Below are 18,180 nucleotides of genomic sequence, written 5' to 3' on the forward strand. Positions count from 1 at the left end.
TATTATTTTGCCCCACTATTCTTCAACTGGCTATCCATACTATCCTCCGCAAATTTCCCCTGTACGCTCCAGCCGCCATCTACGTAGAACAATTGGCCTGTCACATAACTGGACTCATCAGAAGCTAAGAATATAGCCGGCCCAATCATTTCCTCCGGTTCTCCGGTCCTTTGCATGGGTACCACCCGACCCCAATTTTCTTTATACTCCGGATCCTCAATCAAGTTCCGTTCCGTGTTAATTGGGCCCGGTCCAAAGGTATTCACCCTAATTTTAAACGGAGCCAATTCCACCGCCATTTGTTTGCTCATGGCCTCTATGCCTCCCTTACTGGTGGAATAACAGATGAGGTTCTTCACACTGAGTACGGAACAGATGGAGGATATATTGATGATACTACCGCCCTTTCCATTTTCCTTCATGAGGCGTGCCGCTTCAATGGAACAAAACAAGGTTCCCTTTATATTCAGGCCGATTACCTTGTCGAACAAGGCTTCATCGGTATCAAAAAAATCGCTCCAACCAGTAATTCCGGCATTGTTGACCAAAATATCCAATTGGCCATACTCCTGACGAATATAGGCGAACATTTTCCGAATCTCCGCAACCTTGGACATGTCCCCTTCGTACAACTCGGCTTTCCCACCCTTTTTTACGATATCTTTTACAACATGTCCCGCATAATCCGTCCCAGGCAAATCATTGATGATTACGGTAGCCCCTTCCGCAGCGTAACCTAAAGCAATTTCCTTCCCGATGCCCTTACCGGCACCCGTTACCAAGGCAATTTTGTTTTTAAGTCTCATTTTTCAACTATTGAGTTTAATAAACCCACCATCGATGGGATAGTCCGTACCCGTAATAAATTGCGCCTCATCACTACATAAATATACTGCCAAAGCGGCAATTTCCTCAGGTTTGGCCATTCTGCCAATGGGCTGCGTTTTTGATAATTTCTCAAACATCTCCTCTTGATTATCGGGGAAGTTTTTGGCGATAAATCCATCCACAAAAGGGGTGTGTACCCGGGCAGGCGAAATGGAGTTACAAGTAATATTGTCGTTTATAAAATCCTTGGCAACGGTTAAGGTCATATTCAATACCGCAGCCTTGGACATGGAATAGGCAAACCTATCTGATATTCCTAGGGATGCAGCAATGCTTGCCATGTTCAAAATACGTCCGCCGCCATGTTTTTTCATTAAAGGAATACATGCATGAAGACAATTATAAACGCCTTTTATATTGATTCGATAGATTCGGTCAAATTCAGCTTCCGAAGTACTTTCAGCCGTACCAATGTGGGCGACCCCGGCATTATTGATCAAGATATCGACTCTGTCAATTCTATTAAAGATTTCTACAACGGCTGATTGATTGCTAACATCACACCAATGGAAATAGCCCTTACCCCCATTTTCAATGACCGTTTTCAAGGTTTCGTTGGCCGCTTTTTCATCGACCTCCAAAATATGTACTACGGCACCTTGCTCCGCCAAGACAACGGCAATGGCCCTTCCAATTCCGCTTCCAGCGCCGGTGATGACGGCAATTTTTCCTTTTAAACTAAACATATTAAATATCGCTATATTTAGGCATTACTACATTTTTGTTCTTGCCGGCCCAAACCTTCGATTTCCAGGGCTACCTCATCCCCGACCTTTAAGTATATGGGAGGTTTCATACCCAAACCTACGCCAGGTGGCGTTCCCGTAGAGATGACATCACCAGCTTCCAACGTCATAAATTGGGACAGATAATGCACCACATAATAGCAATCAAAAATCATCGTCTTGGTATTTCCATCCTGCATTTTAACCCCATTGACCCAAAGCTGCATTCGTAGGTTATGTACATCGTCTATTTCATCTGGGGTGGCCAAAAAAGGACCCAAGGGATTAAAGTTGTCACAGGACTTGCCCTTGGTCCACTGCCCTCCCTTTTCCAGTTGAAAGGCTCTCTCCGATACATCATGGGAAATACAATACCCCGCAATGTATTCCTTGGCCGCTTCCATGGAACTTAGATATCTAGCATCTTTCCCGATCACGATGCCCAGTTCCACTTCCCAATCCGTTTTTTGGCTGTTTCGTGGTATTAGGATGTCATCGTTGGGGCCTACTACGGTGTTCGCTCCTTTTTGAAAGATGATGGGCTCTTCGGGAATGGCCATACCTGATTCGGCCGCATGATCCGAATAATTTAGACCGATGCAAATCACCTTCCCAGGACGCGAAACACAGGATCCCAAACGTTCCTTGGAATCCACTTCCGGAAACTTGGATATATCCAAAGTTCCCAATTTTTGGAGTCCCCCACTCTGAAAAAAGGCTCTGTTCCAATCCGTAAACTCATTGGAAAGGTCCCTTCTAATACCTTTTTCATCCAGCACTCCCGGTTTCTCAACTCCTTGTTTTCCAAATCGTATTAGTTTCATTATGAATAATTTAGTTCTTATATAAAAATCCGGGCACACCTTGGCACCCACTGTTCCGAATTACAAATAAGGAACCCGCCAAAGGTTGCTCTTTCAATTCTTCCTCGGTCAAATCCACTTTTGCGGAAGTCACATACAAATCTTTTAAGTCCTCACCTCCAAAGGTACACGAGGTGATTTTCGCCGCGGGTAGTTTGATCCGGGTTAACAATTCACCATTTTGCGGGTTCCAACGGGTCACTTGCCATCCGCCCCAGTGGGCGATCCAGAGCATATCCTCAGAATCGATGGTCATCCCGTCTGGAAACCCCTCTTTTTCATCAATGGAAATAACCACCCTTTTATTCGATATCATGCCCGTTTTAACCTCAAAATCATACGCTACGACACTCCCCGTAGGCGTATCTATAAAATAAAAAAGGGTATGATCCGCATTCCAAGCCATACCATTTGAGATAGTGTTGTTTTCAATCTTTTTACTACTAATCCCGTTCTCGAACATATAGACCGAACCGGCTCCCGTTTCCTCTGAAAGGGCCATACTGCCGACCCAAAATCTTCCGGCGGGGTCACAGGCACCATCGTTGAACCTATTTCCTTGTATATCTTTTTCAGGGTGGTCCACATAGGTTATCAATCCGGAATCCCTATTCAAAAACCCGATGCCCCCCGTAGAGGCCAAAATAAAATTTTGGTCCTTACAAACTGCGGCGCACCCTATCATTCTACCGATCTCATATCGCCTGTACGCATCCGCATGTAACACATATTCATGAAGATGCCCATTCAAAATATCCACCCAACAAATGGCCTTTTTATGGGCATCCCAAAAGGGACCTTCCCCCAATTCGCTTTTATGTGGATGTACCGTTGCTATTTCCATGGGTCTAATGGCATTCATTAAAATTCTTTATTCATAAACCTCAACGACCATTTCTACCTCTACGGCCATGTTTCCAGGCAAGGATCCCATACCCACGGCGGCCCGTGAGTGCTTTCCCTTTTCACCGAAAACCGCGACCATCAGATCTGAATATCCATTGATGACCTTGGATTGTTCTGCGAACTCCGGGATGGCATTCACCATGCCCTTTACGTTCACAATGCGTTTCACCTTGCGCAGATCGCCCAACTCCTCCTTTAGGACGGATAACTGGTTGATGCCCGCCTCCCTGGCCGCATTATATCCTTCTTCCACGGTTAAATCCAAGCCTAATTTTCCAACCACGTTCTCACCATTGGCTTGTCTAGGGCCTTTTCCAGCTAAAAAAAGTAAGTTGCCCGTTCGTACGGCGTGTACATAGTTCGCCACGGGTGAACCTATTGGCCTTAGTTCGATTCGCAAAGCCGACAGATTTGCTTCAGGGTCGTAACCCTCATCCATGGTCACCTTTTCTAGGGCCTCTTTGGGCGGTTCATTCTTGCAACTTAAAACAATGCATAATGCAATAAGTGGTAATGTCTTTCTAAGTATCATGATGTTACTGTATCATTTTTCCTCCAAGGTAGTCTTAAACAGGGTAGTTTACAAATAGGAAAACGGTCTGTTTTACAACTACTTAAAAATCATGCAAACATTTCCAAAACCTCATTATCGTGTATAAGCAAACACTTAAACTATGATTTTCTTAAAAAATAGGGGAAATTATCGCATTTTTCTTAGCTTAGCATGCTAACCAAAAAACAAATTAACAAAACCAACTAATATGAGTTCAACAGCAACTTCAAACGTAAATGCGAACAGATTGTTCTATGCAAGTTGTTTCGCTTTGATTACAACAGCCTTTTCCTTTAGTATCAGGGCTGGTATTTTACCGCAATTGGGAGAGGAACTGAGCCTTTCCGCAGAACAATTAGGATTTATTAACTCCATGTGGTTTTTAGGATTTCCAATATCTATGGTAATTGGAGGATTGATTTACCATAAGGTTGGAGGAAAGGCCATTATGAATTTTGCCTTTTTTGCCCACGCTTTAGGAATTATCCTAACCATCTATTCCGGTAGTTACACAGGTCTATTGATTTCTACCCTGCTTATTGGACTTGGCAATGGTTGTACCGAGGCCGCTTGTAATCCAATGATTGCAGATGCCTATCAGGGTACAAGAATGAGCACCATGATGAACAGGTTCCACATGTGGTTTCCCGGGGGCATTGTAATAGGTAGTTTGATTTCAAAATTTATGACGGATGCCGGATTGAGTTGGGAATCCCAAATTTGGGTTATTGTTATCCCAACACTTATTTACGGATATCTATTCTTAGGACAAACTTGGCCAAAAGCCAAGGTGGAGGAAGGTGCTACCTTGAGTGGTAACCTAAAAGCAATGATTTCTCCGCTTTTTATTTTCATGATCGCCTGTATGGCACTAACCGCCGCCTCAGAATTCATTCCACAACAGTGGTCCAGTATCATACTGGCAAAAAGTGGTGCCCAGCCTATGTTGATTCTAGCCTTGGTTACGGGTATTATGGCCGTTGCCCGATATTTTGGTGGTGATATGGTCAAAAAATTCGACCAAACCGGGGTATTGCTAGGGTCTGCTGTTTTAGCTACGATAGGTGTATATCTATTTAGTACCCAAACTGGAGCCATGGCTTATGTAGCTGCTATCTTTTTTGCCTTGGGTGTTGCCTATTTCTGGCCTAACATGATAGGTTTTGTAGCCGATAAAATCCCAAAAAGTGGCGCTTTGGGTATGTCCATTATAGGAGCCGTGGGAATGTTTTCCCAAACAATCTTTCAACCCTTGACCGGAAGGTGGATAGACTCCGATTTGGAGAAAGTAGCCGCTACTGGACTTACTGGTGATGAACTGGAATTGGTAGCAGGACAGGAAACGATGCGCACCATAACCATTTTCCCCGCCTTGGCCGTTGTGATGTTCATTATCCTATATTTTTGGATGAAAAACAAAAAATCATCTGGTGAAGTAGCCACGGCTTAATATAGAAACAATACCATAAAAAAGGGATTCCGTACAAGGTCCCTTTTTTTATTGCCCCTGAACGGATTCTATTGTAATAATAGCTCCAATATTTCTATGGCGGCATCACTTATCTTTGTTCCCGGGCCATAAATGGCGGTAACACCTTTTTCCTTTAGGAATGCATAGTCCTGTTTGGGAATTACACCCCCAACAATCACAAGAATATCGGCCCTGCCATAGGCTTTAAGTTCTTCGATAACGGCTGGGACCAAGGTTTTATGCCCGGCCGTTAATGAGGAAATCCCCAAAATATGTATATCGTTCTCAACGGCCTGCTTGGCGACCTCTCCCGGTGTTTGGAACAAGGGTCCTATATCCACGTCAAATCCCAAATCGGCATAGGCGGTGGCCACTACCTTGGCCCCACGATCGTGTCCATCCTGTCCCATTTTGGCGACCATGATTCGTGGCCTTCGGCCTTCCTTTTCAGCCAATTCGTTGGCCAACTGAATCGCCCTCTTAAAACTTTCGTCCTGTTTGATCTCCTTGGAATACACGCCTGTAATCGTATTGGTTTTTGCCGTATGCCTACCATAGGCCCTTTCAAGCGACGTGCTGATTTCGCCCAAAGTCGCCCTGGCCCTAGCTGCTTCGACTGCTAAAGCTAATAAATTATCACGCTGTTTGTTTTCTTCAAGTGAATCCTTTGCCCCTTTTGTAAGTTGATCTAAAAGTCGCATTACTGCTGTTTCATCCCGATTTTTCTTGATGGTTGCGAGTCGGGATAGCTGTTGCTCCCGAACCTTCTCATTATCCACCTCCAAAATACTCAGGACATCTTCTTGTTTCAATTGGTATTTGTTAACCCCTACAAGTAAATCGGTTCCACTGTCCAATCGGGCCTGTTTTTTGGCCGCTGCCTCCTCAATGCGCATTTTGGGGATTCCTGCCTCTATGGCCTTTGTCATTCCACCTAATTCCTCCACCTCTGTTATGAGGTCCCAGGCCCTTTGTGCCAATTCATGGGTTAGGGTTTCCAGATAATAGCTGCCGGCCCATGGATCCACCGTTTTCGTAATTTTAGTTTCCTCCTGAAGAAATAATTGGGTCTCACGTGCAATCCGTGCCGAAAAATCGGTGGGTAAGGCAATGGCCTCGTCCAAGGCATTGGTATGTAAACTTTGTGTCCCACCAAAGACCGCCGCCATGGCCTCGATAGTCGTCCTGGCTACATTATTAAAAGGGCCCTGTTCCGTTAAGCTCCAACCACTGGTTTGACAATGGGTACGCAGCATCAATGATTTTTCATTTTTCGGACCAAACTTCTTTACCAATTTGGCCCATAACATGCGACCCGCACGTAACTTGGCGATTTCCATAAAATGGTTCATACCAATCCCCCAGAAAAAGGAAAGCCTTGGTGCGAAATCATCGATTTTGAGTCCGGCTTCAAGACCTGTTCGTATATATTCCAAGCCATCGGCCAAGGTATAGGCCAATTCCATTTGGGCCGGAGCACCGGCCTCGTGCATGTGGTACCCGGAAATACTGATGCTATTGAACTTGGGCATAAACTTACTTGTGTATTCAAAAATATCGGCGACCAAACGCATAGAAGGCCCGGGGGGATAGATATAGGTATTCCTCACCATGAATTCCTTAAGAATATCGTTTTGGATGGTTCCCGATAATTGCTCTTTGGATACGCCCTGTTCCTCAGCGGCAACAATGTAAAAGGCCATGATTGGGATTACCGCCCCGTTCATAGTCATAGAAACCGACATTTTATCCAGCGGAATGCCATCGAACAAAATCTTCATATCCTCCACGGAATCGATAGCAACCCCAGCCTTGCCAACATCGCCCACAACGCGTTCATGGTCGCTATCATAGCCCCGATGGGTGGGAAGGTCAAAGGCGACCGACAGACCCTTTTGTCCTGCCTCCAGATTTCTTCTGTAAAAGGCGTTACTTTCCTCGGCCGTAGAAAACCCGGCATACTGCCTGATTGTCCAAGGTTTCTGGACGTACATGGTAGGATACGGACCTCGTAAAAAAGGTGGCAAACCCGCTGCAAAATCCAGATGCTCCAATTCGCCCAGATCGGATTTCGTATACACTTTTTTTAAAGTAATACCTTCCGCAGTCACGAATTCCTCTTGGGAACTATTGGTGGAATCGTTCGTGGCATTCCCGGTTTTAAGTTTGATATGTTGTACGTTCCTTCTACTCATCGTTCAGCCTTTTTTGTTCCATGGCTTCGGCCAAGCGTGATTCTATTATGGGTACTATTAGGGTTTTTCTGGACCGGGTTTTCACAAAAGGGTACAGCTCCAAATCGGCTTTCATGGTATCGGAACCATGCACAAATTTGTTCGTTCCTACAAGTACTTCGTTCCCTTGATCAAATTCCTTTTGTTGCTTGATGGCAGCTTCCTTAATCTTTTGTTGTACGGTGCCGTTTTTCAATTGCCGAAGGAAACCGCCCTCCCGTTCGACCAATTTAAAAAGTTCCAACCCTTTTTCCGCCAATTGGGCGGTCAAGAATGCGATGTAATAGGCGCCATCGGCAGGATTATGTACACTATTGAAATAGGCTTCCTCCTTGAGAATCAATAACTGGTTTAGGGCGATTCGGCTTGAAAACCCATTGTCCTTATGGTATATTTTATCGTACGGGTGATTGAAAACTACCTCCGCCCCGCCTAAGATTGCGCTCATGCTTTCGGCCGAAGTCCGGACCATATTCATATTGTAGTCATACAACGTTTTGTTCCTCTTGGAAGGTTCCGCAATGATATGGCAGTCCGCCGTGAGACCGTAATCTTCCATCAACGTTTTCCAGAGTAGCCGCAAGGCCCTAAGCTTCGCTATCTCAAAGAAATAATTGCCCCCAACGGACACCTTAAATGTGACCCTTCCCAGTTTATTTAATAGGCCTTTGTCATACAAATGCTGTACATATTCATGGGCGTGGGCGAGTCCGTATCCCAATTGCTGCACCATATCCGCCCCGGCATTTTCATACAAGGTGGTGTCGATACTCAAAATGGTATCCGCCCCGGTTTGTAGCAGCACTTCCAGCTCTTCAAGGTCTTTGTTCAGGTTGTGGAACCAATTTCCGGTACGGGCCAAATTCCCGATGATATCGATGTTCAATTGCAGATTGGATGTTCCTTTGCCTACGGATTTGAGCAGGGAGGTTATATAGGACCCTGATAGAAATTGAAATTGGAACGACACCGGAATTTTTTCCAAATCGATACCCCTTAAAAGCGCTTCAGGCTTTACTTCAATATCGGGAATGGTAAAATCTAGCACCTCGACCCCATTTTCCAATCCTTTTAATGCCCTTTTGTTCGCTGATTTCGCGTTGCCCGCGTACATGGATTGCCCTATTTTCCATGAGGTGATTGTACCCGTGGCAGGTAAGGTTTCTTCAAGATCCTCCCTGTGATAAAAAGGTTTTACATGGATTCCTTCCCTGGAAGTCCATAGCAACTCCGTATTGTAATCGGCTCCCTTTAGGTCATACTGAATTTTCTGTTTCCAAGCTTTGGCGGAAACCGGGGGAAAATCGTTAAAAAGAGGCGTTGCCTGTTTTTTTGACATTACGGGATTATATCAATGGTACTTTCCCAAAGATACGATAAGAAATAAGGAAAAACGACTGCTTACAGCAACCTGTAAAATACTCTTTTAATTACGTATTCACCCAGTTTTTAAAGGCCGTGGCCTTGGCCTTGCTAACCACCACTTTTTCATCACAGGCGGGAGATAGGGTTATAATGAGTTTTCCGTTGAAGTAGTATTTGATGCTTTCCAAGGCATCTTTTTTTACAATGAACTGTCTATTGACACGGTAGAATTTTGCAGGGTCCAAGCCTTCCTCGATTTCTTCCAACTTGGTATCCATTACATACGATTGATTATCTACCGTAACTCCTTTAACGATGCCCGTATCGATTCTAAAATAAGCGATACTATCCGTTTTTAAGGGAATTAGCTGATCCCGGTGACTTACCAAAAAGGTCTCCCGGTAATTTTGCCCTCGACCACCGATCAAATTTAGTAGACTGTCTATTTGTTGCTTATCTATACCCTTGTCCGGTGTCCTACTTTTAAACTTTCTAATGGCTTCTAAAAGTTCAACCTCGTCTATGGGCTTTAAGAGATAGTCGATACTGTTCACCTTAAAAGCTTTTAGAGCATATTGGTCGTAGGCCGTGGTAAAAATGATGGGAGTACTAACCTTAACTTTTTCGAAAATTTCAAAGGAAAGTCCGTCCGCCAGATGGATGTCCATAAAAATGAGGGATGCCTTGTAGGGTACGGAAAAATATTCTACCGCATCGGTCACGGATTCCAGAACTTGTTCCACTTCAATGGTTTCATCAATGGATTTAAGTAAATAGGCCAAGTTTTCACTGGCCGCCAATTCGTCCTCTACGATGATTACTTGCACACGTTTAAAATTTGGTTATTATTTTGCTTTTTAAACATTCCCTTCTTAGAAGGTATATAGCTTGCAATAAAACTCAATGTAACTACATGCTTCTCATGCCAAAGGTAACTCCACACTGAAAATATCGTTGTCCTGCCGAATACTTAAGTCCTGTTTTAATAGCAGAGCATAGCGTTTTTTCAAATTTATCAAACCGTTCTTTGTTCCATCCGCCAAATTGGTCCTTGGCCTGATAATGTTCTCTACAAAAATAGACCCGTTCCTTTGTAAAATGTCCACTTTAAGTGGGTGGGAAGCGGATATCTCATTGTGCTTTACGGCATTTTCAACCAGCAATTGTAAGGCCATAGGCGGTAGTTTTTTATCCAAAAAAGACTCGTCAATCTTTATATTCAACTGGAAACGATCTCTATACCTCGTTTCAATGAGATATGCATAACTTTCCAAATACTTCAACTCCTCCTTAACCGTCACCAAATTGGAGTCTCCGCTTTGGAGGATATATCGGTACATATATGAAAGTTTGTTCACAAATTGTGTTGCCGGTTTATTGTCCCTTATCAAAGAAGTTAGCGAGTTTAAGGAATTGAACAGAAAATGTGGGTCTATCTGATTCTTTAATGCGGCAAGTTCGTTTTGAAGGTTTTGCTGTTTTAACCGTTCGTTCTCCAATTTACTTTCCTGCTGATCTGTCTGCAAGCGCAATACCCTAGCTATAAAAAAAAGGACTACGGTAAGTACTACGTAATTGAATTTCACAAACCCCCAATCACGTTTATCTATATCAACGCCCATCACATGATAATACATAAAATGGTATAATGTCAATAACAACAGTAAAATAAGAAAATCAATCACCACTACTATGACCAATTGTACGGTATGCCTTGCCTTTATCTTTTGATATACCAAATTGGTATTTACTTGTAGAATCAAATAAGAGAATAAAGCAAAGAAGATATAACGATACAGAAAATCCATTACCAACTCACCGGAAAGGTCAATACTTCCACCGGAAAACATATTGTATAGATAAATAGACCTGGGAAGCGAAATAAGAATGGCCAAAAGCAAGGAAACCTTGATTATCTGTCCGGCCTTTATTGGTTTTATCATAGTGGTTGGTCGCATGGATTCTTAGGCTTTAAAAGTACATTAATTTTGGTTGGTTGGACCTTGTATGGAGAATAGGCCTCCAAGTTAATGAAGGCCTATTTAGAGGTGCTAACTAGCAACAATCAACCACCTGTTACTTATATGCATTGAAATCTTTTGGGAGGTAAAGGGCTACATCAAAACCCAAATACACTTCTTCATCTTCTTCAAGAACCACAATATCCTCAACAGCTAATTCCATTCCGTCGTAGGCATTAAAACCAAGAGGCAGGTATTCTAATGTGTCAAAACCCAAATCCACTTCTTCCTCGATCTCCAACACGACGATTTCGCTGGCATTCAGGTTGGCTGACTCTATGGAAATTTGCAATCCTTCGGCAAATGGATTATATTTTGTCGTATGCGGATTGTGCTCCAAATTTTTAAGGTTGCAATCGCCTTTTGCCGAAATCAATAAACCCCACAAAATTCCTATCCCTAGTAAAACACTAACTTTTTTCATTATATCTATTTTTTAATTATCTATCTGTTTACGAATTATTTACAGGGCAAATGTAGGATAGAAGTAGTGCCTCAAGGGATGTTTTAGTGTGAAGTGACTAAAAATTGACCTGAAACCGCTTCGTGTTAAAATGAAGCAACGGCACCTATTTAATTGCAAGCGGAAAAAGATATGTGTAAACCCGAAGGAATATAAAAAACTAAAAAAAAGTACCCCTTTAAAACTTAAATCAAAGGGGCACCAAATAATTTAAAGAAAGAACTACACTGATTTTTGGGAAAACTCGCCATCTACCAAACGCCAAATGCCCAAGGGATTGTCGTTCTTAAGTTCCGGTGGAAGTAAACTTTGCGGATAATCCTGATAACAGACCGGCCGAACAAATCGCTTTATGGCATTGGTCCCCACAGACGTTGAACTTGGTGCCGTTGTAGCGGGGAACGGGCCTCCATGAACCATGGAATGACATACCTCCACCCCGGTGGGATAACCATTCACCAATACACGCCCAACTTTCTGCTCCAAAATTTCAAATAGTTCTGCATATTCCTCCAAATCAGCCTCGGTAGCGTGCACGGTGGCCGTTAAATGGCCTTCAAGATTTCTTGCAGCGTTCAAAAGATCCTCCTTAGCTGATGCTTCAACCAATATGGAAGAAGGACCAAAATTTTCTTCAGAGAGTTTACTATTTTTCAAATAGGTGTCTATCGTAGTTTTGAAAACCTTTGAACAAACCCCGATACCCCCACCTGCGGATTTTCCTTCGCCCAGAACTTCCAAGTCCTTTGTTCCGGAGAGTTCTTCCAACCCTTTATTATAGGCCGATTGGATTCCAGCCGTAAGCATGGTTGCCGGCTCGGTAGCCTTTATTTGATTTGATAACACCTCAAGAAATTCATTGGACTTGTCCCCTTTTGGATAAAAACTAAGACCGGGATTGGTGCAAAATTGGCCAACGCCCATATTAAGTGAATTGGAATAGCCTTGGGCCAATTGCGAGGCACGCTCCTTAAGTGCCCCCGGTAAAATGAACATGGGGTTTGTACTTCCCATTTCAGAAAAAACGGGAATTGGAATGGGCCTTGAGTTCGCATAATTGAATATAGCCATACCCCCATTGTAAGATCCCGTAAAACCAACAGCTTTTATTGCTGAATGCTTCACCAGATTTTCACCGACTTCGATCGAGGTTCCCTGAACCAAGGAAAACACACCCTCTGGTAACCCTATTTTTTCGACGGCCTTTTGAATGGCACCTGCAATCATTTCAGTGGTTCCTGGATGCGCCGGATGCCCTTTGTATACCACAGGACATCCCGCTGCCAAGGCCGAAGCCGTATCACCACCAGCTGTTGAGAATGCCAATGGAAAATTACTTGCCCCAAAGACCGCAACCGGACCCAATGGAATCAACATATGTCGTATATCCGATTTGGGCAGGGGCTCCCTATTAGGTTGTGCCAAATCAATGCGGGCATCTACCCAAGAACCTTCCCTAACTACACTGGCAAACAATTTTAATTGATTCATGGTTCTTCCCCGTTCTCCGGTAAGCCGTCCCAATGGCAAAGCAGTTTCTAGATTACAACGCTCAAGCAGGGCATCACCCAATGCAAGAATTTCATCGGCAATTGTTTCCAAAAATTTAGCTTTGGTCTCGTTATCAAGCCTTCTGTAAACCTGAAAGGCCTTGGCTGCATTTTGAGCGGCTTGGTCTACATCTTCCCAAGTGGAATTTTTGAATTCACCTTCTAGCTTTTCTCCTGTTGCCGGGTTTATTGCCTGATAATAGGTTGTTTCTTTACTCATTTGTTATTCTTTTTCCTTGTATTCATTAATTTACCCCTAAAATTAGGGAAACTGTTAGAGCTGACCTCAGCATTCCGGCATGATTTTAGGTTTTTATAAGGATACTCCCCGTTTCCATGGGATAAAATCATCTTGTCCTAAGATATCCGCCTTTGCCGTGATTTCACCGCTTGCCACTTTTATGACATATTCCAGAATTTCCTCGCCCATTTGTTGGATGGAAGTCTCTCCCCTGATTATCGGTCCTGTATCGATATCGATGATATCGGGCATTTTTTTGGCCATTTCGGTATTGGAGGACACTTTGATTACGGGAGCGATTGGGTTTCCCGTGGGCGTTCCCAAACCGGTCGTGAAGACGACTATATTGGCGCCAGATCCTACCATACCCGTAGTACTTTCCACATCGTTTCCTGGGGTGCAAAGTAGATTGAGACCGGCTCTGGTCACATATTCCCCATAATCCAAAACCGCCTGTATGGGTGAGGTACCTCCTTTTTTGGCCGCTCCAGCAGATTTCATCGCATCGGTAATCAAGCCGTCCTTGATATTTCCCGGTGAAGGGTTCATATCAAAACCAGAACCTACCCGTTCTGCCGATTGTTCATAGGCCTTCATCAAATCAATGAATCTTTCGGCATCCACATCCCTTACACATCGGTTTACCAATTCCTGCTCCACACCACATAATTCAGGAAATTCGGAGAGCATGGGAGATCCTCCCAGTGCGGCCAAAATATCCGAAGTATATCCCAGGGCAGGATTGGCGGAAATTCCCGAAAAACCATCGGAACCACCACATTCCAAGCCCATATTTATTTTGGAAAGCGGTGCCGGTTTCCTTTCGATTTTATTCGCCTCCTTGATTCCTTCAAAAGATTCCAGGATGATGGTATTCAGCATCTCCTCAACGGTCCCCATTTGTTGCTGTTCGTAGATCAATACGGGTTTTTGAAGGTCTTTATCCAACGATTTCAAGGCGTTTTTTAGGAGGTCTATCTGTAAATTTTGACATCCCAAACTTAGGACCGTAGCTCCCGCTACATTGGGATTTTTAATGTAACCCGCCAATAACCTGGCCAACATTTCCGAATCTTGGCGCGTTCCTCCGCAACCTCCTTGGTGTGTAATAAACTTAACTTCGACATTTTCAAAAGTCCTTTCTCCCACCGCGGCATCCTCGCCAACTTTGGGATTTTTGCCTTGTATGAGTTGCCGTAGCAATTGCCGTTGCCTGCTTATTTTGCCAAGGCCCAGTTCCTTTTCAAAAGCATCCTTTAAAATCTGAATATTTCTGTTTTCACAAAAGACCAACGGAAAGAACAGCCATACATTCTGCGTGCCCACTTGCCCATCCGGTCTGTGGTAGCCCAAAAATGTCCTATCCTTCCATTTGGAAATATCTGGAGGGTTCCAACGATACTTTTCCTTTCGTCCTTGTACGCTTTCGCTTTGATGCTTTACGTTTTCGGTGGTTAAGAGTCCGCCTTTTTTGATGGGCATGGTTGCCTTGCCTACCAAGACCCCGTACATGGTTATTTTAGCGTCTTTTGATAATTCTTCCAGTGCAATTTTATGTTTTGCCTTCGTAGGATTCTGAATTTGCAAATTGTCATTTTGAAAATGGACAATTTCACCTTCGGATAAATCGGTCTGGGCTATCCCGACATTATCATCCTCGTGTACTTTGATCAACCGTTGTTGCATAGTGCTTACTTGTAACTTTCCTCAAATTCTTGATATCCTTTTTCCACACCTTGCGTATCCAAATACCGCAAGGCATCTTCCATGGCCAAAGGGAGTCCGTCCACCTGATTTAAATCGGTATCCCAGAACGTGGTATTTCCCAATAGTTCCTTCACTATGTTTTCCAAGGGAAGCTGCCAACGATTTTTAAACGTATTGATGATAGCTTCATCATCATTCAAAGGCATTTCTTTTCCTTGCCAATGCCCTTGATAAAATCTGACCAAACAGGCAAAGGCAAATACCGTTCTCAACGGCAATTTTCCTTTCATTTCAACATATTCCAAAAGACTGGGCAGCACCCTAACCTTAAATTTTGAAATGGAGTTTAAAGCGATACTGGACAATTGATGCTTAATAAACGGATTTCTAAAGCGATCAAAAACTTCTTCGGCAAAAACTTCCAATTCCTGCTTGTCCATGGCCAAGGTTGGGACTACTTCCTCAAGAATTAGGGACCGAATAAATTCCCCTGTAAAAGGGCCGTCCATTGTTTCCTTCACGGTTTCGTTGCCATATAGCAATGCCATGGGGACCATAGCGGTATGGGCACCGTTCAATATTCGCACCTTTCTTGTCCTAAAAGGCTGCATATCCTCCACGATACGAACATCCAAAGGCGTCTTATGAAATGGAAGTCTTTTCTTGAGATTATCATCCCCTTCAATGACCCATAGAAAAAATGTTTCGGCAGTGACTATGAGTCGATCCTTATATACCAGTTCCAGATTATATGCCTCGATATCGGCCTTCGGGTAGCCCGGTACAATCCTGTCTACCAAGGTGTTGTGTAATGTGCAGGCATTCAAGACCCAGTTTTTAAATTGCCCCGAAAGCTTCCAAAGATCAATATATTGCAGAATAACTGTTTTCAAGGTATCGGCATTGTAATTGATCAGTTCACAGGGAATGATGGTCAGCCCAAAATCTTGATTTCCATTAAAATATAGGAATCGCTCATATAGGAAACGGGTCAGTTTTCCAGGAAACGAATTGGGCGGGGTCATGTGAAAGAGATCGTTCCCATCATAACGAATCCCTGCTTCGGTGGTATTGGAAATCACAAACTCGAGGTCCTTCCCTCGAGCCAATTCCAGAAATTCCTCAAATTCATCGTAAGGGTTGACACCTTTGACAATGGTATCAATCAGTATCTTCTCCTGAACTTCCTCGCCTTGCTTAATACCCTTGGTAAACAAGGTGTACAACCCGTCCTGTTCATTTAACAAGGGGACCATTCCATTTTCAATGGGTTGCACCACGGCTACTCCGGCATGGAACCCCACGGTATCGTTCAATACCTTGATTGCATAATCCACAAAGGCTCTCAAAAAATTACCCTCCCCAAATTGTACCACTTTTATGGGCAAGGATCCGGAACTTGAAAATGATTCTCTTTTAAGATTTTCCATACTGGATTATAAATCGAACAAGCTTGGCAACCACAGGCTTAATTCTGGAATGTAAGTTACCAAGAACAAGGCGATAATCATGGCCACAAATAAGGGAAGTAGGGGCTTAAATACCTTTTCGATGGTCGTTTTGGCCACACCGACACCCACAAACAAAACAGAACCCACGGGGGGTGTGCATAGCCCAATGCAGAGATTCAATACCATGATGATTCCAAAATGGACAGGATCCAGTCCCAATTTGGTGACAATCGGTAAAAATATAGGGGTGAATATCAACACCGCGGGTGTCATATCCATGAATATACCTACAAAAAGCAGGATTAGATTGATAATCAACAAGATGACGATTTTGTTGTCGCTCAAACTTAACAGGCCTGAACTGATATCCTGGGGAATGTTTTCATAGGACAGGGCCCAGGACATGCACATGGACGCACCAATGAGCAGCATGACAATGGCGGTGGTGGCCGATGAATTCAGTAATATTTGAGGTAGCGACGAAAAACTTATTTCCTTGTAGACAAACCCAAGAACCAGACTGTACAACACCGCAATGGCCGATGCCTCCGTAGCCGTAAAGACACCCGTAACGATGCCCCCGATAACTACGACCAACATGAACAAACTGGGCAGGGCATCCACAAAGGTTTTCACCACTTCCTTAATGCTACTTCGTTTGCCTACCTTATAGTTCTTCTTCTTTGCCCATACCAAGGCGACGATCATCAGAAAAAGTCCTGTCAATATCCCTGGAATATAGCCAGCCAAAAAGAGGGCTGCAATGGAGGCGCCCCCACTGGCCAAGGAATAGACGATCAGCACGTTGCTTGGAGGTATGACCAATCCTGTGGTAGAAGAAGTAATGTTCACAGCGGCTCCAAATTCCTTGGAATAGCCCTCCTTTTCCATTTCCGGACCTAAAATACTGCCCATGGCGGAGGCGGATGCCATGGCCGACCCTGCGATGGCACCCATGAGCATGGCAGCGATCACATTGATCAATGCCAAGCCACCTGGAAGGGAACCCACCAAGGTCTTTGCAAAGGCTATGAGTCGGTGTGCGATACCACCTTTGTTCATTAGTTCTCCCGATAAAATAAAAAAGGGAATGGCCAATAAGGCAAAGCTGTCTAGACCGGTTGCCATGCGCTGGGAAACCGTCGTCAATGCGGGAACTACCGGAATACTCACCAGCATAGTTAGGAGGGATGAAATAGCGATACTCCAAGCTACCGGCGTACCAATGGACAAGAGACAAATAAAGCTGAGTACCAAGACCAGAATGGGGATGTGTTCCATCATGACAATAGCTTTTTTAAATCCGAAATCTTGTAGTACATTATTAAAAGACCGCTAATGGGGATGATCATATAAACTACCGCTAAGGGTAATTGGAGGGCGGGGGATTGTTGGCCAAGGACATACGAGATATAGACCAGCCTAGAGCCACCTATAACAAATGCAAACAGTACGAACAATATAATCAACGAATACACTATGGCCTTGAGTACTTTCTGTCTTCGCTTGGTTGAACGGGCAGGCAGAATATCAATGGCCACGTGAAGATTTCGCCCAGACACATAGGCCGCTCCCAAAACCCCGATCCATATCATTAAGTACCGCGCCAACTCATCCGTAAAGGAACTGGGATTACCGGTTACGAACCGCGTAAACACCTGCCATAATACGTTGATGACCATCACGGACATAATAAATACCAGCGTCTTGCCCAAAATCCTATCTATTGTCGCTCTCATGTG

Annotated in this window: 16 protein-coding genes; 1 reads left to right on the forward strand and 15 read right to left on the reverse strand. The window is 43.9% G+C overall.

Translation table 11 applies throughout. The annotated features are described in order from the left end of the window. Positions 1-2: 2 nt before the first annotated feature. The 5 genes from FEK29_RS00060 to FEK29_RS00080 are packed head-to-tail and all read right to left on the reverse strand — an operon-like array spanning position 3 to position 3,914. Positions 3-806, reverse strand: a complete 804-nt coding sequence (locus FEK29_RS00060; protein WP_138256363.1) for an SDR family NAD(P)-dependent oxidoreductase — start codon at positions 804-806, stop codon at positions 3-5. A gap of 3 nt (positions 807-809) precedes the next feature. Next, on the reverse strand, positions 810-1,574 hold the full coding sequence (locus tag FEK29_RS00065) for an SDR family NAD(P)-dependent oxidoreductase (protein ID WP_138256364.1): 765 nt from the start codon (positions 1,572-1,574) through the stop codon (positions 810-812). 17 nt (positions 1,575-1,591) lie between these two features. Further along, positions 1,592-2,437 carry a fumarylacetoacetate hydrolase family protein gene (locus FEK29_RS00070; protein ID WP_138256365.1) on the reverse strand — a complete coding sequence of 282 codons (846 nt, stop codon included), beginning with the start codon at positions 2,435-2,437 and terminating at the stop codon, positions 1,592-1,594. A gap of 10 nt (positions 2,438-2,447) precedes the next feature. After that, the gene (locus tag FEK29_RS00075) at positions 2,448-3,338 is read right to left on the reverse strand and encodes an SMP-30/gluconolactonase/LRE family protein (RefSeq protein WP_138256366.1); all 891 of its coding nucleotides are present in this window, start codon (positions 3,336-3,338) and stop codon (positions 2,448-2,450) included. A gap of 9 nt (positions 3,339-3,347) precedes the next feature. Then, on the reverse strand, positions 3,348-3,914 hold the full coding sequence (locus FEK29_RS00080) for a RidA family protein (RefSeq protein WP_138256367.1): 567 nt from the start codon (positions 3,912-3,914) through the stop codon (positions 3,348-3,350). Positions 3,915-4,143: 229 nt separating this feature from the next. On the opposite strand from FEK29_RS00080, the gene FEK29_RS00085 reads away from it, so the two are divergent. Next, positions 4,144-5,385, forward strand: a complete 1,242-nt coding sequence (locus FEK29_RS00085) for an MFS transporter (protein ID WP_138256368.1) — start codon at positions 4,144-4,146, stop codon at positions 5,383-5,385. 68 nt (positions 5,386-5,453) lie between these two features. On the opposite strand, the gene scpA is transcribed toward FEK29_RS00085, so the two are convergent. From scpA to FEK29_RS00135, 10 genes are all read right to left on the reverse strand, one after another. After that, positions 5,454-7,601, reverse strand: coding sequence for a methylmalonyl-CoA mutase (gene scpA, locus FEK29_RS00090; RefSeq protein ID WP_138256369.1), 2,148 nt, complete (start codon positions 7,599-7,601; stop codon positions 5,454-5,456). Then, positions 7,594-8,979 carry a methylmalonyl-CoA mutase subunit beta gene (locus FEK29_RS00095; RefSeq protein WP_138256370.1) on the reverse strand — a complete coding sequence of 462 codons (1,386 nt, stop codon included), beginning with the start codon at positions 8,977-8,979 and terminating at the stop codon, positions 7,594-7,596. Before FEK29_RS00095 ends, scpA begins: the two co-directional genes overlap by 8 nt. 91 nt (positions 8,980-9,070) lie before the next feature. Next, positions 9,071-9,832, reverse strand: coding sequence for a LytR/AlgR family response regulator transcription factor (locus FEK29_RS00100; protein WP_138256371.1), 762 nt, complete (start codon positions 9,830-9,832; stop codon positions 9,071-9,073). Positions 9,833-9,925: 93 nt separating this feature from the next. Beyond that, positions 9,926-10,963: a sensor histidine kinase gene (locus FEK29_RS00105; protein ID WP_138256372.1), complete on the reverse strand. Its 1,038-nt coding sequence runs from the start codon at positions 10,961-10,963 to the stop codon at positions 9,926-9,928. 118 nt (positions 10,964-11,081) lie between these two features. Beyond that, positions 11,082-11,450, reverse strand: a complete 369-nt coding sequence (locus FEK29_RS00110) for a hypothetical protein (RefSeq protein WP_138256373.1) — start codon at positions 11,448-11,450, stop codon at positions 11,082-11,084. Between the two features lie 261 nt (positions 11,451-11,711). Next, complete coding sequence (locus FEK29_RS00115; RefSeq protein WP_138256374.1) at positions 11,712-13,259, reverse strand: aldehyde dehydrogenase (NADP(+)); 1,548 nt, start codon at positions 13,257-13,259, stop codon at positions 11,712-11,714. Between the two features lie 93 nt (positions 13,260-13,352). Continuing rightward, positions 13,353-14,966: a UxaA family hydrolase gene (locus FEK29_RS00120; RefSeq protein WP_138256375.1), complete on the reverse strand. Its 1,614-nt coding sequence runs from the start codon at positions 14,964-14,966 to the stop codon at positions 13,353-13,355. A gap of 5 nt (positions 14,967-14,971) precedes the next feature. Next, complete coding sequence (locus FEK29_RS00125) at positions 14,972-16,417, reverse strand: tagaturonate reductase (RefSeq protein WP_138256376.1); 1,446 nt, start codon at positions 16,415-16,417, stop codon at positions 14,972-14,974. A gap of 6 nt (positions 16,418-16,423) precedes the next feature. Next, entirely contained in the window at positions 16,424-17,719 is a 1,296-nt protein-coding gene (locus FEK29_RS00130; RefSeq protein ID WP_138257304.1) for a TRAP transporter large permease, read from the reverse strand. After that, complete coding sequence (locus tag FEK29_RS00135) at positions 17,719-18,177, reverse strand: TRAP transporter small permease (RefSeq protein ID WP_138256377.1); 459 nt, start codon at positions 18,175-18,177, stop codon at positions 17,719-17,721. Before FEK29_RS00135 ends, FEK29_RS00130 begins: the two co-directional genes overlap by 1 nt. Between the last annotated feature and the right edge of the window lie 3 nt (positions 18,178-18,180).

The sequence above is a fragment of the Maribacter aurantiacus genome (assembly GCF_005780245.1).
GTDB lineage: Bacteria > Bacteroidota > Bacteroidia > Flavobacteriales > Flavobacteriaceae > Maribacter > Maribacter flavus.